The organism is Caulobacter sp. AVps16 (assembly GCF_058681455.1).
Genome location: NZ_CM178739.1, coordinates 1,437,375 through 1,460,334, shown reverse-complemented (window position 1 = coordinate 1,460,334; position 22,960 = coordinate 1,437,375). Strand labels below are relative to the sequence as shown.

Here is a 22,960-nt window from a genome sequence, read left to right as displayed (position 1 = left end):
CAATTGGGGAGGTGACTTCTTGCGCGTTCTTCTGGAGCAATGCCATCCCTGAGGTCATGTGATCAAGTGACGAGCGCGCGCTGGAGCGGGGTCATTGAAGGTCCGGTTGCCGACGGAAGGCTGAGTTCCGCTCCTGTTTGGCCCCGAGCGGAACAGCCGGGATCTTGCGCGCAGAGGCTTCATTCCATCACCCTCGTCGGGAGTTGCCAATGGCCGCTTGAGGGCGTCCATCGGCGTGGCGCTGAGCGACCAGATGTCTGGCGCTGGACGTACTTTACGCTGGGGGCCACTACCCTGCTACGCGCCGATGACGTGAAGGATCCAGGTGACGGCCTTCCACGCCAAATAGCCGACGATGTACATCTGCACGGCGACGCCAGCGATACCGCCGAGAATGTAGATCACCCACACAGGAGCGAAGGCAACCTTCCAGGCCATCAGTGCGCCCGGCGAGAATCGCGCCTCGCCGGCGACCAGGCGGGCGGTCCGATTTAGCTCGCGACGCTCGATCTCGGCCGTCCAGATCTCGCGGCGCCGCGCGTGCTCCTCTGCCTTCACGGCTCGACGCCTCGCGCGCTCCCGTTCTCGGAAGGCGCGACGCCGGATCCTCTCGTCGGCGTTCGTTGGGTTCATGTAGTGCACGTCGCCCATGACCCGACGCTAACCGAACGCAACCTGAGCGGTCGACTCCAAATTTGTGCATCTTTTCGGGAACAGGCCTTCGGCGGCCTATCAATCTTGAACCGGACGAGCCCCATCGGGTCCGCCTAGATTACCCTGCGGAGAGCCATAAGCGCTCAAAAAAAAAACGGGGCCGCCAGCGAGGCGACCCCAGTTGCAGGGAGGAGGATCAGTCTCGGCGACCGCCAGCGATCAGCCGGGGCGGACCCGGCGGAGCCTTCGAGGAGGAAGGATTGGGCGGCCGCTGGCGAACGACGTTCGCGAGCAAGGCGACGGCCGACACCGCGACGGCGGTGTAGGTGAACAGGTCGGCCGGCTGGACGTGGATCTTGGCGAAGAGCACCAGGGCGGCGCGGAAGGCGAGCGCGATCGCGACCAGGTCGATCGCAGCGCGAACCACCCAATGGGCGGCCGGGAAGCCCGAGGCCTTCGGATCCAGCGCCGAAGCGCGCCAACCGATGAAGAAGGCCCCGATCACCAGAACGGCAACGGCGACCAGGTCGAGCAAGGTCAGGTTCGCGATCACTTCGACACCCCGCCGAGGAAGCGTTTGAAGACCTTGGGTCCCTCGCTGAGCACGATCGGAAAGAGCCGGAACGCGAGCATCCCGATCGCCAGCGCCCAAGCGAATGCGCCCTGATCTCCGAACCAGGGGATCGCCTTGGCGACGCCGGGGGCGAACGTGATTGCGGCCGCGAACCCGACCACGATCCCCATGACGAAGTCATAGAAGGCGCGGATGAGCTCGCGGCCGCGAGGGCGATCGGGGGCGAGAAGCCTGGAAACCAGGACATGCAGTCCCGTGAGGAGCCCGCCGATCGCGCCGGCGATTCCGAGACCAAGATCGAGGTTCGCCCACTTGTCGGGCATAGCCCGCCCTCCCCACGGTGCGAGCTAGGCCCGCTGACGAAGGGAGGCTCATGCGTATCGGCTTGCGGTCGAGTTTCAGGCTCCCGAGCCGGTGATCGCCACCGTCGCCCCGGCCCCGGTCAGAGCCGAGACGTCGACGCGCCACCAGGCGACGCCAGGCTCGTTGAAAAACGCCGGTGCGATCCCCGTCGACGGGTTGCCGGTGATCGGCGCGACGGTGGCGATATTCGGCGACGCGCCGGCGGGATCCCTGGTCGACCGCTGAACGGTTCCGGTGATCGCCGTAGCGACCCCGGTGACTTGGACGGACAGGCCGCCCGAGAACTTGATCCATTCTGTCGCGCCGGCGGCCGTCAGATCCTTGTCGGTGTTTACGGGATAGGTCATGGGTCGAGATCTCCTAGAGCCGGACGGTTCCTTTCCAGGGCGTGCCGCGCCCCCAAACCGCGCCGAGTTGATAAACGGCGACCTCGATCGTCGCGGGCGAACCGCCGAAGTCCGAGGTTTGCGCGGCCGCCGCATAGACGACGCTCGGGGTCGAGCTCGTGAGCGTGCGAACGACGGTCGCGCCGTTGAAGATCTCGACCGCGTAGCTTTCGAAATCTTCCCCTAGCGGGACCTCGGCCGCCGCCCAATCGTCGCCGCCGGTTCGCGTGCGGCGGATCCAGGCGAACGTGACGTCGCCGCCGGCGGCGCGGGATCCTCGGACATGGTCGGGAGAGTACGGCCGAAGGCCCTTGCTCTGGATCGCCGCCGTTTCGCCCGTAAAGGCAGGATCGGAGAGCGCCGAGCCAATCGGCCCATAGCGCCAGTTGTAGGGCAAGCCGCGCATTTCGCGATCGAACGGGATCGAGGTCAGGGACGAATCGAGAAGCGCAACGCGCGCCCCGGCCGCCAAGGGCGAGCGCATGGCGGCCTCGGTTCCGAGTTGCCCGCGCAAGAGCCTGGTCAGGCTGTAGCGGCCAGGCGAGACGAGCGTCGCGTCGACGAACTGAACGATCTCCCATTCCCCAGCCGAGGCCTCGACCGCGATCGCGTTCGCGCCGGCGAACACCTCGGCCTCGGTCGCCGAGGTCAGGATCCCGCCCTCGACATCGACGACCAGGGCGTTCGCCTGGTCGAACCGGTGCAGCGGCCCGGCTGAAAAGGCGGCGGCCGTCTGGCCGAGGATCCCGCCGCGCGTCACTTGTGTCGCGAGTTCGAAGCCCGAGGTCGTCGGGCTCTTGTAGATCGCCACGGCGCCGGGCCACGGGCTGGCGGCCGCGACCGCGTAGGGCCGATGCGCCGGCAGATCCGCGACGATTTGCGGAATGTCGAGAAGCATGACCTCGGGCGGGCCATAGATCGGGAGCGACGGTGGCTCCTGAACGCGGTCGACGTAGTAGCGAAGGCCGTAGATGCTCGGATCCGTAGCGGCCGCCTCGACCGCCCGCGCCTCGCCGTCGCCGATCGCCGACAAGCGGAAGTCATAGGAGCGGCCGCCGAGAACCATCGTCACCACGTCGGCCGGATCCAGCGCCAGGCGCGACGGCGCGAGCGCAAACGTCCCGCGCTCGCGCATCACCCATTGATCCTGAATGGCCTGGTCGGCGAGGCCTTGGAGCTCACCGGATCCGATGACGATCGGGAATTGCGAGGCGGCCACGCGGTCGGCTGAGACGATCAAGCGGCGGGCCTCGGCCGAAAGGTTTTGATAGTCGGCGTTCCCGTCGATCGCGACCCACTTCAAGGACCGGGGAAGCTCGGTCTCCTGCCCTCGCGTGAGCGAGAAATCCTCCTCCTCGGGATTCGTCGAGACAAGTTCGCTCTCGTCGATCGTCGCCACCGACGGCCGCCCGCGCATGACAAAGCGGATCGTCCCGCCCACCTCGACCGCGTCGAACTGATAGACGGTCATGAGCGGGTCGATCGCCTGGCGCGCGCTCACGACGCCGTCGACCAGGAAGCCAGCGACCGCCTGCGTCAGGTCGCTTGTGTCGGCGACGCCAGGCTTCACCCGGTCGAACTCGGCCTGAACGATCGAGGCCAAGGACGAACCGCCGAGGCGGCCGTTCAGCCAGTGGCCGAGGGTGTAGTTCGGGGCGTCGCTCCAAACGGTCGAGCGTTGCGGGAAATCGGGATAGGGCCGCGCATCCCAACACCAGACGGACGCCCGCTCTAGCGGGATCATCGGTCCGCCATAGACGGACGAGGTCGGGTTGTGGCCAGCCGCTGGATCCCAATAGGCGAACCAGGCCTCAAGCGCCCGGCGCTGAATGAGATCGTCTCGCGAGCCCGTGGAGAAGTACGGGAACGCCGACTCGGCGCTCTTGGGATCGTAAAAGACGTTCGGCTGATTGGCTCCCTTGTCGATCGACGGAACGCCGAGCTCGGTAATCCAGAGCGGCTTTGACTGAGGAACCCACCCCGTCGGGGATCCGGCCTCGACGCCGGCGACGCGGTTATAGTGTTGGTTCGTCCAGAACGAACGGAAGTCCTTGACCCGATAGACCCACGGCTTCCCGAGCCCGTCGGTGATCGGCGTGCGGGTTTGAGACGCGCGATCGGCCGGGCTCGCATAGAACCAGGTGAAGCCCTCGCCGCCCTCGATATTGGATTGCAGATAGGCGCGATCATAGGTCGACGGCGCGCCGGCCAGGGCGTCGACGTGGCCGGATCCGTCGCGCCAATCGGCGAGCGGGCAATAGTTGTCGATCCCGACGAAATCAACATTGGCGTCGGACCACAGGGGATCGAGGTGGAAGGTCCAGCCCGTAGCGTCGTCATAGGGTTTGACGCCGTTGTATTCGGTCCAGTCCGCCGCATAACCGACCTTCGTTCCGGCCCCGAGGATACCCTTCACGTCGGCCGCCAGTTGCTTCAAGGCCGCGACGGTCGGATAGGCCCCGGCAGCGCCCTTGACGGTCGAAAGCCCGATCAACTCCGAGCCGATCAGGAAGGCGTCGACGCCGCCTGCCATCTGACAGAGCTTGGCATAGTGCAGGACCATCCGCCGGTACGACCACTCGGCCGGGCCGGAATAGCTCACCGTGTCGCCGGCGGCGGCGAAGTGCGACGAGAGGCAGGTTCCGAAAAACGCCGAGACCTGCGTCGCAGCCGTGGCCGTCCCGTAGGGCGAGCCGGCCTTCCCCGGCGCGGGGTGACAGGTGATCCGGCCGCGCCATGGAAACGCCGCTTGCTCGGCCCCGCCGTAGGGATCCGGCTTGGCGTTACCGGTCGGAATATCCATGAGGATAAACGGATAGAAGGTCACGCCCCAGCCGCGCGCCTTGATCGCGGCGATGCCCTGCAGAACGGCCAGGTCGGAAGGCGTCCCGCCGTAGTTTGGAAGGCCGGCCGTGGCCGACACCTGGTAGGCGGCCCCGCGCTCGACACCGTTGACCCGCCACTCGAACGGGATCGTCGGCTTATCAGGGATCTCGACGCCCGGCTTAATCTGACAGGATCCGGCGCGAAGATCGGTCCCGAACCAGGACGTCACGAGCGAGACGTTCGCCATGTTGCCGGCGATCTCGTCGAGTTGATCGAGCGAGGCCTCGACGTCCGTCTTCTCACCGAAAGAGCCGTGAACGTTCTCGGCCGTGGTGACGGTGAGGCTCGTGCGTCGAATGACCTTTTCCGTCGCATAGACGAACTCGCCCGAGCCGGGGATCATACACACTGACTTGAGACGGTTTTCCAGGGCGTCGGGATCCTTGTCGACCTTGAACACCTCGAAGTTCAGTTGAGGAAGGCGATTGCCAAAAGCCTTGAGCGGGAGATCCTCGAACACGACATAGGCGGTCCCGCGATAGGCCGGGGTGTCGCCCTTGATCGAGGCGATCAGCGGGTCAACCGCCTGGTCCTCGCTCCCCGTGTGAAGCCTCCAGGTGACGCCAGAAAGGTCGAGCAACTTGCTATCGGCCCAGACGCGGCCAATCGAGGCGACGACGCCCTCGCACAAGGCCACCGCAAAGCTACACGAATAGAGATACTCCTCGACCTTCGTCGATTGGCCGCCAGCGCCCTTGCCGCCGACCCGCTGCGTCGTTCGGGTCTCCTTGAAGTCCGTCGCCCAAATGACCTGACCGGCGGTCCTCATCCTTCCGTAGATCCGCGAGATCGTCGCGCCCTCGGTCGAGGTCATGACCTTGAGTTGGTCTAGCCGCTGGCCGGGGATCGTCTGCGATCCCATGAGCGCGGGATAGAGATACGCGCTGTCGATATACGACCCGATGGTCGCGCCGATCCAACCCCCAATAGGCCCGCCGATCGCGGTCCCCGCCATTTGAAGAACGACCGTCGCCATGGGTTCAACCTTTCAGAGGCGGGAAGCGGAAAGCGAACGCCGTTCGCGTGCGCCAAGGGCGCGAATAGGTCTCCAACCGGACGCCGTCGCCGTTGGTCGCGTGGATCATCCGGCCGTCGTCGATCAGGATCGCGCAATGTTTGGCGGGCCCGTTTGCGATCATGCGGAATAGAACGACGTCGCCGGCGGCGACTTGCTCGCGCGGGATCTCGATCAGCCACCGGCGCGCCGCCGCCGCGAGGGTCTCCTCCCCCGTGGCCTCGGCCCAATCGGGCGAATAGCGCGGCGGTTGCTCGGGCTCGTCGCCATAGAGCCCCCGCCAGACGCCGCGCACCAGGCCGAGGCAATCGCACCCGACGCCGCGCGCCGAGGCCTGGTGGTGGTAAGGTGTGCGATCCCACGCCAGGGCCTCGGCGACGACAGCGGTCGGGCTGATCGCCTCGGCGCTAGACAACCCGAGACACCACGTCATTCCCCGGCATGTCGGGGAAGCCTCGGAAGTTGACGGCGTTCGCGAAGAGCTTGCAGCGGGCGAAGCTCTTGTCGCACCCGGCCGTCACGACGAAGGCGTCGCCGGCGACGATCGGGTTCGCCGGCGGTCGCCAGAGTTCGAGATTGACGGTCGCACCGACCAGGGCGTGAGAGCGAACCTCGAACGGCCGGCCGGCGTTCGCGCCCGTCAACCAGACCAGCCGTCCGCGCGAAAACAGGTCGCCGGCAAAAGCGCCGAGGCCCGTCGCGGTCATCGTGCGGTCGTTCACCAGGGCCGCTACAGCGCCGACGCCGCGATAGGCGGTGGCGGTCAGGTCCACGCCGCAACGGGTGTCGCCGAGATCCGCGTCGCACGGATATTGGTATGTCCGCGACTTCGGCTGATTGAACAGGTGCGCCAGGCTGCGAACCTCGGCTTCGAAGGCCTGGCGGCCGCGCCGGATCTCGCCGAGGCTCCCGACGCGGATCAAGACGCGGGCGGCCACGTCCTGCCAATTCACGCGATAGACCTCGATCCCGGCATTATCATAAAGGCCGGCGAGGAGATCAGCCTCGACGATCCTGGCCGAAGAGAGCGCGCCCTTCACGTCGACCGAGTCGACGTTGAGCCCGAGCTCCGAGCGCATCTCGCTCGCGGTGAAGCCGGCCTCGGGTTCGAACGTCACGCCCGCGAAGGTGAGCGGCCGATCGTGGTCGGTAAAGCCCATCACCTGGCCGTCGGCGCGGGTGAGTTTCCAGCAATGGGCGATCGTCGTCGTCCCGGTCGCCAGGTGGTCCGCGAGCGCGGTCGGGAGGGCCTTCATAGCTTGAGCTCGACCAGGGGGATTGAACCGATCTCGCCGGCGCGGAAGTGGTCGAGATCCACGTCGATCCGATCAGCGTCGAACCGCACGGGAACGTCGAACTCATAGCCGGCGGTGACGGCCTGGCCGGCGGTCGGCTTCGATCCGGTGACGAAGGTGACGACACCCGTCGTCACGTCGAGGCTATAGTGGGTGCCGAGGGTCTTTTGCACGCCGGCGACGGCGACCTTCACCGACCCGGCGACAGGCTTGCGGATCTCGCGAACATAGGTCCGCGCGACGTCGCCGTAGATCTTCACCAGTTGGAAGGCCACCTTCGTCCCGTCGCCCGTGCCGATCGCCTGGTCGAGCGCCGTCGTGTTCTGCAACGGCGGACACGAGCGGTAGTCCGACCAATCCTTGAACCGGAACCCGTACAGCTTGGCGCGGCGGGCCTCGAAGAAGGCGACGACGGCGTGTAGCTCGTCGGCGGTTCGGATCCCGTAAGCGACGTCGTACCGCCGGCGCGACGAAGCCCAGGGCGAATTGCGCTCCTCGCGGCCGCTCCCGAGCTCGACGACGGCCGTCCGTCGCTCGGGGCCGCCCTTGGATCCGCGCGAGACGTCGACGGGGAACTGTACCTCGTCAAAGGCCATGTCAGGTGTTCCTCATGCCGCGCTGCACCGCGCGAGCGACGGCGGTCTCGACCTGGCCCCGGCTCTGTTGGAAGCCGGCCAGGCCGCCCGCGCCGCTAAGATTGAAGGTGACGTTCACGCTCGGCCGGGCGCCGCCGCTGCCGTCGTCGCTTCCGCCGCCCGGCGTCTTCGAGACGCGGACCCGCTCGCCTGGTGAAACACGAAGGCCGAGCATTTTCGTATCAGTGCCGCCGACCCCCGGAACGACGAAGTCGGTCCCGTTCGCCGCGCCAGGCGCGGCCTTGAATAGGCCGGAAAACCACTTGCTCGCGCCCTTGGCGGCCGACATGAGCCCCGACCAGCCGCCCGAGGATCCGCCGCCGCCGCCGGACGCGCCGCCGGCCGAGCCAAGGATCTTATCGAACAGGCCGTCGAGAGCGCTCTCCATTGGCTTGGTGACGAAGCGCTCGAGGATCTTGGCCGAGATACTTTCGATCACGCTGGTCCAGGTGTCGCGTAAGGCGGCCCCGGCCGACTTCGACCCGCTCACCACTTGCGAGAAGTTGGCGGCGATGTCGCGCGATAGATCCTTGGAGGCCGCGCGGAGATCGTCGCGGAGCGTAGTGGTCTTGTCCTTGGCCTTGTCGGTTTCCTGGCCGACCCCTTTAATCCGCCCCTCGGCTTCCTTGTAGTCGTCCGACGAGATCAGCCCGGCGTCGAGGAGCCGGTTCAACTCGACCAGGGCGCCGATATAGTCCTCGGTCGCCTCAGTCAGTCGAACGAGCGCGTCGATCCGGCCTTGCGACGCGGTCTCGAAGCCACCGAACGTCCCGGCGAATTGGTTCTTCTCGAACTCGGAGAGATCTTCCAGGGCGTGGCGATAGTCCGCCCAGGATCCGGCGACCTGAGACCACATGCGTTCGGCCGAGTCATAGGCGGCCTTTTGCGCCTCGGTCATGCCGGCATAGATCGAGGTGGCCCGCGTCGCCTCGGCCGCCGCCTGGTCGGCCAGCTTGGCGCGAACGGCCGCCGCGTCGACGGCGGCGATCGAACCGTCGGCCTCAAGCTGATTGAGCTCGTCGAGGGCCATCGTCGCGCTGTCGGCCTTTTGCGCCAGGTCGAGCAAGGCGTCGGCGCGGGCGCGGCTGGCGGTCTCGAAGCCGCCAAACTTTGCGGCATAGGTCGAGCCTTCGAAGTCGGCGACCTCTTTGAGGTTGGCGAGATACAGTTCGAGCGGCGAGCGCGTGGTTTCGTAAAGGCGCTCGGCCTCGGTTTGAGCTTCGTCGACCCGAGTACGGCCACCGCCGCCACCGCCGCCCCTCGGCTTGGGTTTCGGCTTGTCTTCGAGCGGGTCGTTCGTCACGGCGCCGGCAGGCTTGCCGCCCGCGACCGGCTTAGCCAGGCGCGTGGCGCGCTCGGCCTTGATCCGTTCGAGCGTTGAGATCTCGCCCTCAAGGCGGGTAATCCGGGCTTGGTTGGCGTCGTGGCCCGTCTGCCATTGGCCTTGCCACCTGGCGCGCTGGTCCTTGCTTCCGTTCGCGCCGATCCGGGTGAGGAAGTTATTGATCGGGTCGGCCTTCGGTTTGAAGATCCCGTCGAACACTTCCATGTCGTGCCGGAGCTTTTTGAGCTCCTTGCGCTTGCCATCGATCCCCCCGGTCCCGAGGTTCATGACGTCCATGAGCCGGTTTCCGAACTCGATCAGGTCGGGGATCGCGAGCGCGAGATCCTCGGCGAAGCCCGAGATTTGCGGGGCGGCCTTGATAAGGGCCGACGTCAATTGCATCCCGATGACCTGTTGCAGATCTTCAAGCCGCTTCTTGGCGTCGACGGCGTTGGCGATCAGCTTCTCGTCGAGCGTGATCCCGAGATCCTCGGCGCGCTGACTGAAGGTCCGAAGCCCGGCGTCGCCCGCACTCAGCATGTCGACCAGGTCCTTACCGGCGTCGCCGAAGGCGGCCGTCGCCAGGGCCGTCCGCTTGTACGGATCCTCGGTGTCGCGAACGGCGTTCGCGAGCACGGCGATCGCCTCGCTCTGGTTCTTGGTCGCGCGGACCGCCGTGGCCAGCACCGGATCGGTGTCGCGGAGGTACTTGAGGAACGAGCCGGTCCCGGCGTGCGCCTGGCCGACGTTCTCTGAGTATTTGGCGAGAGCCGCGTCAAGCTTGTCGAGGCCGTCGGTCTGCGACGCCGCGTAGCGAAGCCCGAGGAGTTCCTTTGTCGTGATCCCCGCCTTCGTCGCCGCGCCGTCGAGCGCGGCGGCCGTGTCGAGGGCTTTTTTCTCGGCCAGGATCAAGCCCGAGACCAGGAAGCCCACGCCGACGCCGGCGGCTTGAGCGACCTTGCCCCACCCCGCGCCGGCCTTGCCGGTGGCCTCGATCCCCTCTCGGGTCTTGTGGAACCGGTTATCAATGCCGAGGAGTTCGCGGGCGATCCCGCGAGCTCCGTCGGCCAGGCTCTTTCGAGCCGTTTGAATGTCATCCTTGAAGGCCGCCGAATTGGCGGAAAGATCGGCGACGAGCTCGCCAACGACGACGGTCAACGTCCCCTCCTAGTCTTGCGGAGCTTCCGCACACCGGCGATCGCTCGGTCTTCGAGATCCGCTTCCCGCGCCTCCCGCTCTTCCAAATTTTCCAGCGCCGCCCATTCGCTGAGCTCCGCCGACGACATGCGCCGGCCGAGCTCAGCGACCGTCATTCCGAGGTCGCGGGCGAGGTTGAAGAGGAAGCGTCGCGAGGGGCGCCTGAGGAGTTTTTTTCAGCGGCCGCGATCTCTTGCTTGCCGATCTTGTTCAGCTTCGAGGCGGCCAGGGCGACCCGCTCGACGGCGTCCGCGTTCTTCGCGCCGAGGGCCTCGGCGTCGTCGGCGGTGAAGAGCGGGTTCAGGGCCTCGTCGACCGCCGTCATGACGACGAGATAGGCCCGCGTGTTGGCGGGAACCTCGCCGGCCGGGCTGGACCGAAGATAGTCCTCCCAGGCGTCGCGCTGAGCGGCGCTCATCATGGCGACGCGGACGCTTCCGCCCCACTCGGGAACCTCGACGTCGACGAACTCGCGGTCGGCCGTTTCGAGGATCGCCGCCTTCGTAAGGATGACGACCGACATTAGGCCGTCGCCCGCGTCAGGGCGCCCGAGCCCGGCATGGACACGGACACGACGGCCAGGTCGCCAACCTTGCCCTCGATCGGGTTGTATTCCTTGAGCAGGGTCGAGCCCGTGAATTTCGGGTTCCCGACGCCGACCGCCGAGTTTGTCGGCCGACCTTCGAAGGCCAGGAGCGAGCCGACGCCGTTGAACAGGATCGGATCGAGCGTGGTGTAGTCCTGAACGAACGTCACCGTCACCGACCAATCCTTGAGGCCGCCGAGGCGCTTCTTGAAGTCGCCGCCCATGGTGGTGTTGTCGAGTTCGTCGGCCGAGTAGTTCAGCGCCACGCTCTGGACAAAGGCGCTAACGTCGGTCCCGCCGATCGAGACGAACGCTTTCTTGAGTACCGTTTCGGCCATTGGCGAGGATCTCCTATGCGACGCCGAGGAAGAGCGCGACGACTGCTTGCGGCGTCGTGCCGGTGAGGGTGAAGGCGGCTCGGAACCAGGTCTCCGTCGTGCCGGCCGCGAACGATGACCAGGCCGCAAACGGCGCGGCCGCCGCGTTGACGACACCGAAGTCGATCCGCGTGGTTCCACCGCCGGCGAAGGCGTTCGTCGGGGCCGACTTGACCTCGACGTCGAGGGTCGCGCCGGCGGACATTGAAAGGATGTGCAGGCCCGCGAACAGACGCAGCGGCGCGGCCGGGGCCGGAAGCTGGATCCCGACGCCGGTCCCGTTGGCCGACACCGTCCGGTCGGCGGCGATCGCGCCGCGCACGAGTTCGCCGTCGGACACCGCGCCAAGAGAGAAGCCGGCCAGGTCACCGATCTTGCCGCCCCACGGACTGTAGTCGCCAGCGAGGGCCTTGAGCCCATAGGCGAGCGCCCCCTCCCCTACGTCCGGCGCTCCGATCGTCACAATCTGGCCGGCGACGCCGAACGCCTGATCGAGGCCCGCGTCGAGATCAGCGTCAAAAAAGCCCTCGCACGATACGACGCCACTCTTGAGACCACCCCGGCGGACCTTGAAGCTATCGGCCAGGGACGTCCGGTCGAGCTCGTCGGCCGCGATCGACAGTGCGACGGCGTTCGCCTGCGTCTGCAGGGCACGGCCGTTCAGCCAGATCCGTTGATTCCGAAGAACGCTCTCGGCCATGTCAGGCGGTCCTCACGACGAGTTGGAACTCCAAGATCCTGCGAAGCAGATCGTCGGGGCCGCGCTCGGCGTCCCAATCGTCCCGCTCCCCTAGGAAGAAGGTCGTCTCGATTTGCGGAACTCCTGCCGAGGTCTCCCACCGGTTCAGGGCGTCCTTGACCCCCTGGCCGAGGAGCTCGAGCTCGTCGAACGACTTGGACACGACGTCGACCTGTATGCGCGGCCGCTCGATCTTGGTGTCGGCCGTCATCTTGCTTTCCCGGCCAGCGCTTCCGGCTGTCAGATAGACGACGTACGGCGCGGCCGCGCCTTGCTTGGCGCGGACCGGATAGACCCGCGCCCCCACGGCCGAGAGCCCGGCAAAGGTAGTCAGGCGCGTAAAGAGGAGTGAGCCGACGGACGCCATGTCATCGCCTTTTCGGATGACGCGGGGCGGCGTGCTTCATGGCCTCCCGCTTTAGGTGGATGCGAATGCGCTGAATGAAGAGGTCGAGAACTTCGAGCTTCTTCACTTCCCAAGCGGGTCGGGCGAAGGGATAGGCGCGAGCCCCGGAGTGGTTGCGGTACTGGCGACGCCGGCGGCCACCGACATAGACCTTGGCACCCTTGGTCCCGGCGACCGTGCCGAGCTCCAGATAGCGAGCCCAAAACACGCCGATACCCGCGCCAACACCGATTTTGACCTTGCGGGAAACCCCCGTCACCACGCTCCAGATACTCAGCAATCCTTTCGTGCGGCCGGTGCGAACCTGAACGCGGGATTGCATCTCGGCGAGCAACGGCTCGGCCGCGTCCATCATGGCCGCCTCCATGACGGAGGTCCCGGCCGCATCGCCGATGTTCTTCAAAGCGCGGTCGAGCTCGCGGACGCCATGGAGCGGAGTGCGGACGGTGCGGACCACTAGGCCGGCTCGCTTTCGCCAGTGAGGAGCAAGCCCTCGCGGCGGCCAAGCATCTGGATCCCGACGACATCGAAGATCTCGCCGTCGTCGTCGACGCGCATCTTTCGAACGACGCCGTCGAGATAGTAGATCTTGAATGTCGCGCGGCCGACGGCGGCGCGCTGATCTTGGCTCGCGCCCTCATTCGCAACCAGGTCGGTCCGCTTGGCCCAAACCTCGGCGTAGCTCGACCAGGTCGACAAAGGATCCCCGGTCGCCGACTGATTTTCAGTGGCGACCAGGATCTTGATGAAGCGGTCTAGCTGTCCTGCCAGCATTGGAACACCTTGAAGGGCGAGGCCAAGGCCTGGACGGAGAGCGGGAGCTCCGAGACGATCGCGCCGACGACGACGGGCTCGCGGTTCGCATACCAACCCGCCGCGAGGATCTTCATCGCGTGTTTGAGTTGGGCGGGAACGTCGGCGGCCGTGCCGTACCCGCAAACGAACTCGATCCGCACTGCGTCGGGGCGATCGGCGGTTGAGGGGAAGACGGCGGTCGGGAGGAGCTCGATACGACCCGGCTCGGATCCGGTGCCGACGTAAAAGAGCGAGGGATCCGCCACGCGCTCGACGAGGCCGGCGTCGAGGTAGCGAACGGCCGTCACCGACTGCAATGGCGGGAAAGGAAGATCGACGCCGCCGGCGGGAAACGCCGAGAGCGTACGGATCCAGGTTTGCGTGAGAAGCGCACGGTTCAGCCATCCGTCGCGGCCCTCGAAGTGGGCGGCGGCGGTCGCGATCAGGCCGTCAAGATAGGTGTCCTCAAGGCCATGCGTGATCCGCAATTGAGCCTTGAGTTCCGCCGTCGTGACGGCCTGGCCGACAGGGGCGACCGTGCGCTTCAAACGCATAGCGGGCCGCCCTAGCCGTAAATGACTTGGGCGACCGACGTCGCGCCGTAGTCGGACGCCGGCTCATAACGACCAGCGTAGCCGAACACCGTCGCGTCGATCAGCGAGGCGGCGACGCCGACCGTCACGGTCAAACGAAAGAACCCATAGTCGAGGGCGAGGTCGAGGTCCTCCTCGCGAAGATTGATGATCGCTTGCTTGTTGTCGCCGGTGGCCTTGACGATTTGGGTGATCGACTTCCCGACGATGTCCTTGACGCCCGCGCCGGCCGCCGTAGTGGCCTGTTCGAGCTTGGCGTCGAGCGTCGCCGACGCGCCGAGAACGCCGGTCTTGATGACCGCCGCGAAAACGGCGAAGGCGCTGGCCGAGAGCCAGCCGGTCGAGACCGCGCCGGGGCCGGTGGAGACCGGACCAATGACGCCGAGGACGGCGTTCGCGTCCGAGAAAAGCTTGTTCGACATGTGATGATCCTTCCGTTTGCCGCCGACCGGGTCGGGGGCCGGATGAAGAGGAGCCGACGCAGCCGGGACGGCCGCGCCGGCCGCGACCTAGGGACGGTTCGCGAGGGTGATGAAGTGGGACTTCTTTCCGCCGGTCGGCGTGGTCACAGGCTTCGACAGATGCGGCTGGCCGCCCATGCGGAAGGTCCAGCGGAAAGCCGTCAGGGCCTGGTCGAAGTACAGGTGAATCGACTCAGCGAACTCGACGTTGTCGGACGAGCCGCCCCGACGCGGGCTGTAATAGCCCTTCAGGTTGACGAAGCTGAGGTCGCCTTCCGTACCGAGGGTCTTCGCCGATTCCGTCCAGATCACCGGGCGGCCGAGAATATAGCCGCCGGGCGCGTCCTTCATCCCCGCGTTCGGCGGGGTGAACACGGGCACGTTGCCGATCGTCAGGGCGATCAACTGCGGCAGGATCTCGGTGTTCCCGATCCAGGCCATAGACGACATGTCGCCGCTCACCAGCATCGCCGCGAACATGTTGGCGATGTTGCTAACGGTGATCGTCTTCGCAGCCTGGCCGGCGTCCTTGGCGATCGTCAGCTTCGCCGGGGCGTTCAGGAAGCCCAGCGGCTTCCCGGCGCCGTTGGCGTTGATGACCGAATCCTCGGCCTTCCAGCGGATCGCCTGGCCGGATTTGCGGGTCAGGCGATCGCGGAGGCGCGGGCCGTCGGCCAGCAATTCCGAGGTCGCGGTGACGAAGGCGTAAAGCTCATGGACCTTCACGACGCGATTGTCGGTGTCGGCCTTCGAAGCGTTCATCGCCTGCGCTTCGCCGCGCCAGTAGGCTTGAACGCCCGTCGCACCCCACGGGGTCGACTCGTCCGCGCCGATCTCGACGGAGCTCCCGCCGGTCTCTTCATAGTCGACCATCCCGAGCAGGCCCGAGGTATCGAAGGCCAACTCGAAGAGTTGGTCGCGGAACGCCGGCGGGACGACAAAGCCCTCGCCCGCCGAGCCCGAGCCACGGTTGAAGGTCGACGGGCCGGCGAGGCGCTCGTCGAAGCTGGCGCCCGTGGTTTGGTCGATGACGGCGCGAGCGAACTCGGTCGTCGACTTGAAGCCATAGGTTCGGGAAGGGTCGAGTTCACCCACGGTGCGGCCCGCCTCAAACGCCGGGACCTGGCCGCGCGTGCGGTCCTGGCCTTCGGTAGCAGTGCGGCCGCCGATCGAGGTCGAACCGAAAGCGGCGGCCCGGCGACGGCTGGCCTCGATCCGACCCTCTTCGGCGCGGATCTCTTCGTTCACGCCCACGATTTCGCTAGCGAGGCTGTCGCACTCGCCGGCCAGGGTTTGAAGACGAGCGTCTTCGTCGGCCGTGCGGGTGGCCTTGGCTTCGAGGCCGTCGGCGTCCTTGGCCTTGGCGCGGCCTTGGCCTTGTAGGGAGGCCAGCCGGTCGCGGAGCTCTTTGAGTTTCTGAGACATGCTGTCCCTTCTCCAATTGGACCAGGCTGGAAGGGTCGCAGCCGCCGCCCGGTCCCCCGGCAGCCGCGAAGGGGTTAAACGCCAGCGAATGCCATTCGCGCGGACCTCGACACGCCGCGCGCCGAGCCGCGACCCGAAAGACCGGCGATCACGTCGTCGAGGGTAGCGATCCGGTCGACCAGGCCGGCGGCGAGCGCGGCGTCGGCCGACAGCGAGCGGCCGAGCGCCGGGATCTCGCGAACGGCATTCGCGTCCATGCGGCGGTTACGGGCGATGGCGTCGATAAACGCCGTGTCGGTTTCGTCGACTTGCGCTTGATTGAAGGCCTTCGCCTCTTCCGGCATGGCCTCATAAGGGTTGTTCCAGCCCTTGGACGGGCGCGAGACGAAGACGCTCGCGGCGATCCCGTCCTTTGCGAACATTTCGGCGTAGCTCATGCAGATCCGCATGACGCCGACGCATCCCGTCATCGACGACGGCGAGGCGACCACCTCGTGAGCGCCCGAACAAATCCAGTAACAGGCCGAGGCCATGCGGGTGTCAGAGACGGCGACGATCTTCTTTTTCGCGCGGACGGCGAAGACGGCGTCGGCCGCCTCTTGGACACGGTCGACCAGGCCGCCAGGGCTGTCGGCGAGGATGACGATCGAGTCGACGGACTGATCGTCGGCCGCCTCGCGGAGCCGCGAGAGGAATTGATCGAGGCCGGTCCCGGCCCAACTGGCGCGGGGAAGGATCATCCCGATCAACGGGACGACAGCCACCGTTCCCGAGACCCGCGCCGCGCCGATTTGAGCCGAGGCCCGCGAGCCGGTCTCGCCGGCGCTCAACATTTCCTGGTCGATCGCCCACAGTCCGGGCGACAGCGGCAACGCGTGCATAGGCGGCGAACTCCCTTGTTCGCGCCCTAATCCTACCGTTTCGTCCTTCGGTTTTCTGTCGACGCCTTTAGAGGATGCCGCCGGTCATTGCGATGGGGACCGCATACTCAAGAAGCTACGATCGACGTGCCCATTCCGCCTGAGCGCATCATCGAGCTTGCCGCAAGCTCCAGGTTCGATCCGGGGTTGCGGGTCGCTGCGGCGGCGTAAGGCCGGCATGTGGCGCCCGAGAGCGCCTACTAAATCGGTAGGACGAAGGGACGGGTCCTGCATCTCAGACACCCGCTCACCGGTGCCTGTACCCTACTGGCCCGTCGACACTTCAGCGCAATACTTGAAAAAGTCCGCCCACCGCGCCTGTAGCGCTAGCTGTACTAAGTGTAGCGCTCCAAAAACAAAAGGCACGACCGTTTCGACCGAATGAAATTGGACATGCCTTTTATCTGATTTGAGAAGCACCCACTCGTCAGTAAATGGTTTAACCACCAAATTATTCTCAAGGTCATCAATAACCCTGAACTTAGCCTGGTTAAGCGTTCGGTAGCTGTGGATGCTTCGCCACCATGCCACGCAAATCACAAGTCCAGCCATTGATACGGCAACAGTTGGCAGCCATTTCAGCTGTACTGTCGCGAGGTACGCTGTCGTCCCGACAACGGCCGTATTGACGGTCATATAGAAGTTGTTATTCGATTGCCTTCGTTGGCTCACTCGATCAGCCATCTCCACCAGAAGCTTGTAGATTTCCAGAACTTGGGCCAGGTTCTGCACGGGTGGCGGTGGCGGAATGGAGGGGGTGGATATTGATGGCCCAGCCGGGGGCGTCGTAGGATTCAAAGAGCGTCTAGCCATCAAGCGCCTCGATAGTGAAGATCCCAGATCGCTCCAATTAAGGGCTCCTTGTTCCAACCAACTACACGATCTGCCGCCGACGCAACGACGCTAGCGGTGCGCTGTTGTCCCCAAGGATTTACGGCCACAATTGGCTTTCTCAAGGCCTTTGCTGAGTCGATTTCTTTGCGAATCCACTTGCTATAGTTGGCGTACATACCGGTCGGGATCACCACAACGTGGCTTCTCCCTATGCGTTCATGAATCGCAGCCTTGAGCAGATTTGCATTCGGCGCGTTGTTGATCGGTGCGTTACTTGGGATCGAATGGTCATGGAACTTGATAGCCGCCTGACCTATCGACCACGAATCTTCGAAAATCCATTGCGCGAGCTTCTCATAGTGCTGACTGTACCACCACGAGTGACTGATAAAGACATGAACCTGATGCGTGCTCACGCGCCCCTCCCGAAGAGACAACTTTTTCGGGCAGCTTGACCATTTCGTCAACCTGAAAGGTCTGTAAGCTCCGGCGGGCGTTTGCGCCAAGGCTGATCGCTATTCGCCGCTCATTGGGCGTCCGACTCTAAAGCCTGAGGACGTTTTGCTTGTACGGATCGAGCCAGATCAAGGGCGTGTTTCGTGATTTGGCGACCGACACGATGTCGGCAGTCCCGCCCAAGCCCTGAGCTTCATCTCCATCCCAAATTGCCAAAAGAAGATCTGATCGTCGCAGGACCTCAAGGCCAGCGTTCAAAAACGCTAACTCGTCGGTGTCGGACGGCTTTGCAAGCACGACATCGCTAGCTTGATCAATAAGTTTTCTATAATTTGAAATATCACCTTCAGAACTAAAGGTTCGTTCGTAGCCTTCAAAAGGAAGAACAACAAACAAGTGAGCTCCCAATTCCAGCGCTACCTCAGCAAATAGCTGGTCCGCGCCGACGGCGAGAGAGGATACGGCTTCCCAGGGAGCATCTACAGATATCAGATTTTCCCTTAAAGCTGACTTGGTCCAATCCCACGATAAGCCATCAGCAAGACTCTGGTGCCCGGTAATGCCAATGGTGAACAATCTCAAACTCCTAATAATATTGTTAGCGTCTTAAAATATTCATCATAATTTATCACCAAGCAAAAAAAGAAAACTAAGCTAAATTTGAAACACTAACCGCATCGAGAATTCGCAGCCACGCTAGGGTTTATTCTTACCCTCACCCATCATTTGTGTAATGGCTCCTGCGATACCGTCCCATGTCCAGCTTATTGTGCGGTTTCGGGCAAGTCCAACTGGTAGCGCGCTCGCTGTACCGGCTCCATCGACGTAAACACCGAAGAATGGGACATTTTGCTCGCGAGCCATCGCTATTTCTTTGGCTACCCCTGAGGCGCTCGACATTGATCGTCCACAAAGAACAATCATCAAGTTACACTTGTTTATCTTTGCCTTGATTAGCGCCTCCCACTCGTGCTGGGACAAATGTGTTTTCGACGACCAATCCTGAATTGTGAATGGGGTCTTGGAGTTCTTCGATTGGCCAACGAAAAGCATCCTCGCATTTTCGTTGTTGTCAAAGTCAAAGCTAATGAACGCGCGGGGATCTGCCATCGATTTTGTCGCCCTAGGAGCCTCGCGTCGCCACGGGCTTGGCCAGGCCTGGATGGCCTGAATAGGTCGAGCTTAGCTTTATGGTGCCGTGACATACAAGCAAGGCGGGAGTTCATTTAATTGCTCGCGGAGTGTCGAGCGTCGTCGCACCCATGTCGGCGAGCTGCGCAATGCGATCTTTGCTATGGGCGAAAGCGGAAAATGGCACGCTGCGCGTCAGAGGACCTTACTCCCCGTCCCTTGGCGTGACGCAGAGTGACCATGTGTCTGGCGCTGGTCGTCCAGTATGCGGGCGCCCCCTACCTTTGACTTAGAGACACCAGGTCCGCGATTTTGGGTCCCGTTGCGCCCCGGCTTGCCGCCGCTGGCCGGGGTCATGTTCAAGGGGAAGGCGTACACGTCGCCGCCGGGAACCGGGTTCTTCCCGTCCATCTTTCGAATGTCGTTCGCGCTCAGCCATCCGGCGTGCTTGCCGATCGCCCACGCCTCATAGCGGCTCTTCAAGTCCCCTTGGAGGAGGCCCGCCAAATTGTGCTTTGCGTAAAAGCGGCGGGGAGCGACGATCAAATCTCGGCCGATCACCTTCTCGAACAGGATGCAACGCGGCTGATAGGCCTGTGTGACCAAATCGATCGCCTGTTGCTCGATGTTCGTGAACGTCGCCTTGTCCAAGAGGCCGACGGCGTGCGGCGGCAGGCCCCATAGCTGGACGATCTCGAACTTCACCTCGCGCGCCGTTTCGAGGAATTGAGCCTCGTTGTGCTTCACGCTCGTCGAATGGAACGTCGCTTTGAAGGGGAAGACGAACTCGCGGTGAGCATTGAAGCCCGTCCGGTCCCTGCGGAAGATGTCGAGGAACTTGGAGTATTGCTCCTCGTTCTTCGGCGGAATGTCGGGAAAGATGATCCCGCCGCCCATGCCTGAGTTGCGGAAGAACGACCCGGAATAGCGGACAATCGAGACCGCCTTCGCCAGGGTGTCGGACGCTAGCTCCCACATCGGAATCGGCGTGATCCCGTCCGACCGGTACGGCGGCCGGCGCATGTGCATGACTTCGGTGTGGTGAAGGAGGCGACGCGGGCGGCCGTTGTGCGCGCGGATCTCGAACCAGAGTTCGCGGTCGGCCGCGCGCATCGGCTTGACGTACTCGGGGTCGAGGCGTTCGAGCGTGTCGACCGCGCCGCGCCGGCCGGGGATGATCTCGGCATAGGCCGCGTTCCAGAGCTCGAAATCCCACCACCAGGAGAACCGGAACTCGGTCGCGGTTTGCTCGGGATTGGCGATCACGTCCAGGACGTCGGCGATCGGGTGATCGGGAGCCTCGAACCGCTCCTCGCCCCGCTTTTCCATCATTTCGAGCGGCAACGTCGAGAGCGACAGCGAGATCCGATAGATCACGGCCGCCACGGTCTGGACGCTCGCGGCAAGCTCGGGCGTCATCCGAACGCCGGCGGCCCCGACGGATCCGCCTGGCCCCCAATATCTTGGATCGAGTTCGCGGGGTTCGGTCGCTTCACCGGCCAGGCTACGCACCGCACCGGCGACGCGATCAAGGAACCGGGGGCCGCTCACGCGCGCCCCCCATAGCCGGCCGGGAGCACCCAACCCGGCGAGCCCTCGGGCGGGTTCAACGCGAGCCCGGTCGCCATGACCAACGTCATGACGCCGTCGACACGCAACGTCCGCGACGCCTTGTACGGCATGTAATTTTCCTTGTCGTCGACCCGAACGGACACGTTCTCGGCCATCCACGCCGTTATCGGGTTTCCGCCGTGTTGCAGGTCGCCGGACACGACCAGGGCCTCGAAGTCCTTGGACGGACCCGAATAGCTCCTCATCCCCTGGCGAAACTCGACGACGTCGAAGCCGCGCGTCATGAGCTTTTGCTCGATCCCGGCCGCGTTCCACGGGTCGACCGCGATCGCCTCGATCTCGAACCCGCGATCGCGTTGCTCCTCGATCGTCGCCAGGACGACGTCATAGTCGACGCGCGCGCCAGGCGTCGGGATCAAGAACCCGCGCTTGGCCCAATCCTCATAGGGCGCGCGGTCGATGCGCGAGCGCCGCTCGATCCCCTTCTCGGGGCAGAAATACCAGGCAAGGGTTTTCCAACTCTCGCCCTCGGCCTCGGGCGGGAAGAGAAGCGTAAAGGCGGTCAGGTCGGTTTTGCTCGACAGGTCCAGCGCCGCGAAGCACGGCCGGCCGATTAATTCCTCAGGGTCGATCGGCGCGGCGCCCGCATCCCATAGGCCGCCCTCGAACCACCGATTGACGGCCGCAATCCAGAGGTTGCAGCGCTTGCGCTGAAACTCGGCCTGAGCGGACGGGAGGTGTTCGGCTTCCTTGGCCTGGCGGATCAACTCGTCGAGCGAGATCGAGACGCCAAGGTTCGGGTTCGCCTTGATGTAGCAAGCCGGATCGCGCCAATCGTCGAGCTCGTCGATTTGGGCGATGTAGGCGAACCAGGCGTCGTCCTCGATCAGGCTCTCAAGCACCTTCACCGAATACTCGTGCTTTTCGAGACAGATCGAGTTCACCCCGTGGACGTGGCCGGCCGTGGTGATGATCCAGATAAGTTGCTGCAGGCGCGCCCCCACGGCCGAGGCGATGACGTCCCAAAGGTCCCGGCTCTTGTGGGCGTGGAGCTCGTCGACGACGACGAAGTGAGGGTTGAGGCCGTCGAGGGTCGAGGCGTCCGAGGCAAGCGGCCGATATTCCGAGAAGCTGTTCATATGGCGAATGACGTTCGCCGACGCCTTGAACTTCCGCGACAGGAACGACGAGGTCGCCACCATGCGCCGCGACTCGTTGAACACGACGCGGGCCTGGTCGCGCTTCGTCGCGGCCGAGAACACTTGAGCGGCCGCCTCCCCGTCCGGGCCGAGGCAGTTGAGGGCGACGCCGCTGAGCATCGCTGACTTACCGTTCTTCCGGCCGACCGATGAATAGACCCAACGGAACCGCCGCGCGCCGTCGGCCCGCTTCCAACCGAACACCGATCCGATGACGAACATTTGCCACGGCGACAGAGCGAACGGTTTCCCGGCGAACGGGCCTTGCGTGTGTTTCAGCCGGGCGAAGAACCTGAACAGGCGGCGGGCGGCCTCGGCGTCGAACAAGAGACCGCGCTCTTTTCCGAACTGCATGTCGCGGAGGTGGCGCTCGCACGCCAGGCGCACGAGGCGGCCCGTCGGGTAGTACCCTTCAACGACAGCCATCGCGTAGGCGGTGACTTCGTCTAGGGCCTCAAGCCTGGTCGTTCGACGGGCCAAGGCCCCACCCGTCACCATCGTCGCCGAAGAGGTCCCCTTGCAACCCGCCCGACAGACGAAGCCGCGCGACGGGCGTCGCGCCATAGTCGGCCGCGAGCGACGAGATCATGCGGTTCACGAGGTTGAGTTGCGCGACCTCAGGCCGGGTCTTGAACTGGATCCCGTTGCGACCGACGGTCTTATAGCTCCAATCGGTCTTGATCTTGTCGCGGAGATCCTCGCGGTCGGCGCATAGCTCCGCGAGCTCGGCCAACTGGATCGCGTCGACGTCCTGCAACAGGCCGGCCGCCGCGCACCATCCGGTCAGGGCGTGCCAATACTTCAACGCCAGCGGCCGCGCCGCGACGCGGTCCGGCGGCTCGATCGTGACCTTCGCCCTCCCCTCAGCCGCCTTCTCGGCGACATAGGCGGCGGGCGCGTTCTCGATCAGCGTGAGGAAGCTCGGCTTTCGTCCTGCGCTCATAACCCCAAACCCCCGGCCCGAGCCCCGTAAAGAGGCCGCCGCACGGGAGAGCGTTTTCATTTATCGGTTTTCGAAATCGCTGCTATTTTCAGATCCTCGAACCGAGGGGCTTTCCGGTTCAATTTCCATTCTGCACCGAGAGACTTCCTCCGCCGGTCCTAAGCGGTTGGACCCCCTCGATTTTGACCCCCCAC

Annotated in this window: 26 protein-coding genes; all 26 read right to left on the bottom strand. The window is 64.7% G+C overall.

All coding sequences use genetic code 11. The features are described 5' to 3' along the window. Positions 1-297: 297 nt before the first annotated feature. Positions 298-651 (bottom strand): hypothetical protein, encoded by a 354-nt coding sequence (locus ACW17U_RS07170; RefSeq protein ID WP_492055368.1) that lies wholly within the window; start codon positions 649-651, stop codon positions 298-300. Between the two features lie 199 nt (positions 652-850). Continuing rightward, on the bottom strand, positions 851-1,207 hold the full coding sequence (locus ACW17U_RS07165) for a hypothetical protein (protein WP_492055367.1): 357 nt from the start codon (positions 1,205-1,207) through the stop codon (positions 851-853). After that, positions 1,204-1,551, bottom strand: a complete 348-nt coding sequence (locus ACW17U_RS07160) for a hypothetical protein (RefSeq protein ID WP_419316959.1) — start codon at positions 1,549-1,551, stop codon at positions 1,204-1,206. Before ACW17U_RS07160 ends, ACW17U_RS07165 begins: the two co-directional genes overlap by 4 nt. Positions 1,552-1,626: 75 nt before the next feature. Continuing rightward, positions 1,627-1,938, bottom strand: coding sequence for a hypothetical protein (locus ACW17U_RS07155; RefSeq protein WP_492055366.1), 312 nt, complete (start codon positions 1,936-1,938; stop codon positions 1,627-1,629). Positions 1,939-1,951: 13 nt separating this feature from the next. Then, positions 1,952-5,818 carry a baseplate multidomain protein megatron gene (locus ACW17U_RS07150; RefSeq protein ID WP_492055705.1) on the bottom strand — a complete coding sequence of 1,289 codons (3,867 nt, stop codon included), beginning with the start codon at positions 5,816-5,818 and terminating at the stop codon, positions 1,952-1,954. Positions 5,819-5,843: 25 nt separating this feature from the next. Continuing rightward, positions 5,844-6,293 (bottom strand): NlpC/P60 family protein, encoded by a 450-nt coding sequence (locus ACW17U_RS07145; RefSeq protein ID WP_492055365.1) that lies wholly within the window; start codon positions 6,291-6,293, stop codon positions 5,844-5,846. Continuing rightward, entirely contained in the window at positions 6,286-7,134 is an 849-nt protein-coding gene (locus tag ACW17U_RS07140) for a phage/gene transfer agent baseplate hub protein (RefSeq protein WP_492055364.1), read from the bottom strand. Before ACW17U_RS07140 ends, ACW17U_RS07145 begins: the two co-directional genes overlap by 8 nt. Further along, positions 7,131-7,769 (bottom strand): phage distal tail protein, Rcc01695 family, encoded by a 639-nt coding sequence (locus tag ACW17U_RS07135; RefSeq protein ID WP_492055363.1) that lies wholly within the window; start codon positions 7,767-7,769, stop codon positions 7,131-7,133. The genes ACW17U_RS07140 and ACW17U_RS07135 overlap by 4 nt, the downstream gene beginning before the upstream one ends. A 1-nt stretch (position 7,770) precedes the next feature. Continuing rightward, positions 7,771-10,065 (bottom strand): hypothetical protein, encoded by a 2,295-nt coding sequence (locus tag ACW17U_RS07130; RefSeq protein WP_492055362.1) that lies wholly within the window; start codon positions 10,063-10,065, stop codon positions 7,771-7,773. 376 nt (positions 10,066-10,441) lie between these two features. Then, on the bottom strand, positions 10,442-10,852 hold the full coding sequence (locus ACW17U_RS07125; RefSeq protein WP_492055361.1) for a hypothetical protein: 411 nt from the start codon (positions 10,850-10,852) through the stop codon (positions 10,442-10,444). After that, the gene (locus ACW17U_RS07120) at positions 10,852-11,253 is read right to left on the bottom strand and encodes a phage tail protein (protein WP_492055360.1); all 402 of its coding nucleotides are present in this window, start codon (positions 11,251-11,253) and stop codon (positions 10,852-10,854) included. The genes ACW17U_RS07125 and ACW17U_RS07120 overlap by 1 nt, the downstream gene beginning before the upstream one ends. A 13-nt stretch (positions 11,254-11,266) precedes the next feature. Next, positions 11,267-11,992, bottom strand: a complete 726-nt coding sequence (locus ACW17U_RS07115) for a hypothetical protein (protein ID WP_492055359.1) — start codon at positions 11,990-11,992, stop codon at positions 11,267-11,269. A gap of 1 nt (position 11,993) precedes the next feature. Next, positions 11,994-12,398, bottom strand: a complete 405-nt coding sequence (gene gp17 / locus ACW17U_RS07110) for a tail completion protein gp17 (RefSeq protein ID WP_492055358.1) — start codon at positions 12,396-12,398, stop codon at positions 11,994-11,996. A gap of 1 nt (position 12,399) precedes the next feature. Continuing rightward, complete coding sequence (locus ACW17U_RS07105) at positions 12,400-12,894, bottom strand: HK97 gp10 family phage protein (protein WP_492055357.1); 495 nt, start codon at positions 12,892-12,894, stop codon at positions 12,400-12,402. After that, positions 12,894-13,211 carry a phage head closure protein gene (locus ACW17U_RS07100; protein ID WP_492055356.1) on the bottom strand — a complete coding sequence of 106 codons (318 nt, stop codon included), beginning with the start codon at positions 13,209-13,211 and terminating at the stop codon, positions 12,894-12,896. Before ACW17U_RS07100 ends, ACW17U_RS07105 begins: the two co-directional genes overlap by 1 nt. Further along, the gene (locus ACW17U_RS07095; RefSeq protein ID WP_492055355.1) at positions 13,193-13,786 is read right to left on the bottom strand and encodes a head-tail connector protein; all 594 of its coding nucleotides are present in this window, start codon (positions 13,784-13,786) and stop codon (positions 13,193-13,195) included. The genes ACW17U_RS07100 and ACW17U_RS07095 overlap by 19 nt, the downstream gene beginning before the upstream one ends. An 11-nt stretch (positions 13,787-13,797) precedes the next feature. Then, complete coding sequence (locus ACW17U_RS07090) at positions 13,798-14,247, bottom strand: hypothetical protein (RefSeq protein ID WP_492055354.1); 450 nt, start codon at positions 14,245-14,247, stop codon at positions 13,798-13,800. Between the two features lie 87 nt (positions 14,248-14,334). Next, on the bottom strand, positions 14,335-15,711 hold the full coding sequence (locus tag ACW17U_RS07085) for a phage major capsid protein (protein ID WP_492055353.1): 1,377 nt from the start codon (positions 15,709-15,711) through the stop codon (positions 14,335-14,337). 74 nt (positions 15,712-15,785) lie between these two features. Next, a complete protein-coding gene (locus ACW17U_RS07080; protein WP_492055352.1) occupies positions 15,786-16,583 on the bottom strand; it encodes a S49 family peptidase in 798 nt (265 codons plus the stop codon). A 312-nt stretch (positions 16,584-16,895) separates the two neighbouring features. Continuing rightward, the gene (locus ACW17U_RS07075; protein WP_492055351.1) at positions 16,896-17,363 is read right to left on the bottom strand and encodes a RipA family octameric membrane protein; all 468 of its coding nucleotides are present in this window, start codon (positions 17,361-17,363) and stop codon (positions 16,896-16,898) included. A gap of 80 nt (positions 17,364-17,443) precedes the next feature. Beyond that, positions 17,444-17,881 (bottom strand): TIR domain-containing protein, encoded by a 438-nt coding sequence (locus tag ACW17U_RS07070; RefSeq protein WP_492055350.1) that lies wholly within the window; start codon positions 17,879-17,881, stop codon positions 17,444-17,446. A 127-nt stretch (positions 17,882-18,008) separates the two neighbouring features. After that, positions 18,009-18,497, bottom strand: coding sequence for a hypothetical protein (locus ACW17U_RS07065; RefSeq protein ID WP_492055349.1), 489 nt, complete (start codon positions 18,495-18,497; stop codon positions 18,009-18,011). A gap of 120 nt (positions 18,498-18,617) precedes the next feature. Further along, positions 18,618-18,974, bottom strand: a complete 357-nt coding sequence (locus ACW17U_RS07060) for a TIR domain-containing protein (RefSeq protein WP_492055704.1) — start codon at positions 18,972-18,974, stop codon at positions 18,618-18,620. 273 nt (positions 18,975-19,247) lie between these two features. After that, positions 19,248-20,603, bottom strand: coding sequence for a phage portal protein (locus ACW17U_RS07055; RefSeq protein WP_492055348.1), 1,356 nt, complete (start codon positions 20,601-20,603; stop codon positions 19,248-19,250). Next, positions 20,600-22,303 carry a terminase large subunit gene (locus tag ACW17U_RS07050; protein WP_492055347.1) on the bottom strand — a complete coding sequence of 568 codons (1,704 nt, stop codon included), beginning with the start codon at positions 22,301-22,303 and terminating at the stop codon, positions 20,600-20,602. Before ACW17U_RS07050 ends, ACW17U_RS07055 begins: the two co-directional genes overlap by 4 nt. After that, the gene (locus ACW17U_RS07045; protein WP_492055346.1) at positions 22,278-22,826 is read right to left on the bottom strand and encodes a P27 family phage terminase small subunit; all 549 of its coding nucleotides are present in this window, start codon (positions 22,824-22,826) and stop codon (positions 22,278-22,280) included. Before ACW17U_RS07045 ends, ACW17U_RS07050 begins: the two co-directional genes overlap by 26 nt. Between the last annotated feature and the right edge of the window lie 134 nt (positions 22,827-22,960).

Coding starts and splice junctions, on each gene's coding strand:
- ACW17U_RS07095 (WP_492055355.1), bottom strand. CDS start 13,786: ATGCGTTTGAAGCGCACGGTCGCCCCTGTCGGCCAGGCCGTCACGACG.
- ACW17U_RS07060 (WP_492055704.1), bottom strand. CDS start 18,974: ATGCTTTTCGTTGGCCAATCGAAGAACTCCAAGACCCCATTCACAATT.
- ACW17U_RS07085 (WP_492055353.1), bottom strand. CDS start 15,711: ATGTCTCAGAAACTCAAAGAGCTCCGCGACCGGCTGGCCTCCCTACAA.
- ACW17U_RS07125 (WP_492055361.1), bottom strand. CDS start 10,852: ATGTCGGTCGTCATCCTTACGAAGGCGGCGATCCTCGAAACGGCCGAC.
- ACW17U_RS07135 (WP_492055363.1), bottom strand. CDS start 7,769: ATGGCCTTTGACGAGGTACAGTTCCCCGTCGACGTCTCGCGCGGATCC.
- ACW17U_RS07115 (WP_492055359.1), bottom strand. CDS start 11,992: ATGGCCGAGAGCGTTCTTCGGAATCAACGGATCTGGCTGAACGGCCGT.
- ACW17U_RS07045 (WP_492055346.1), bottom strand. CDS start 22,826: ATGAAAACGCTCTCCCGTGCGGCGGCCTCTTTACGGGGCTCGGGCCGG.
- ACW17U_RS07140 (WP_492055364.1), bottom strand. CDS start 7,134: ATGAAGGCCCTCCCGACCGCGCTCGCGGACCACCTGGCGACCGGGACG.
- gp17 (WP_492055358.1), bottom strand. CDS start 12,398: ATGGCGTCCGTCGGCTCACTCCTCTTTACGCGCCTGACTACCTTTGCC.
- ACW17U_RS07160 (WP_419316959.1), bottom strand. CDS start 1,551: ATGCCCGACAAGTGGGCGAACCTCGATCTTGGTCTCGGAATCGCCGGC.
- ACW17U_RS07100 (WP_492055356.1), bottom strand. CDS start 13,211: ATGCTGGCAGGACAGCTAGACCGCTTCATCAAGATCCTGGTCGCCACT.
- ACW17U_RS07090 (WP_492055354.1), bottom strand. CDS start 14,247: ATGTCGAACAAGCTTTTCTCGGACGCGAACGCCGTCCTCGGCGTCATT.
- ACW17U_RS07155 (WP_492055366.1), bottom strand. CDS start 1,938: ATGACCTATCCCGTAAACACCGACAAGGATCTGACGGCCGCCGGCGCG.
- ACW17U_RS07170 (WP_492055368.1), bottom strand. CDS start 651: ATGGGCGACGTGCACTACATGAACCCAACGAACGCCGACGAGAGGATC.
- ACW17U_RS07120 (WP_492055360.1), bottom strand. CDS start 11,253: ATGGCCGAAACGGTACTCAAGAAAGCGTTCGTCTCGATCGGCGGGACC.
- ACW17U_RS07150 (WP_492055705.1), bottom strand. CDS start 5,818: ATGGCGGGGACCGCGATCGGCGGGCCTATTGGGGGTTGGATCGGCGCG.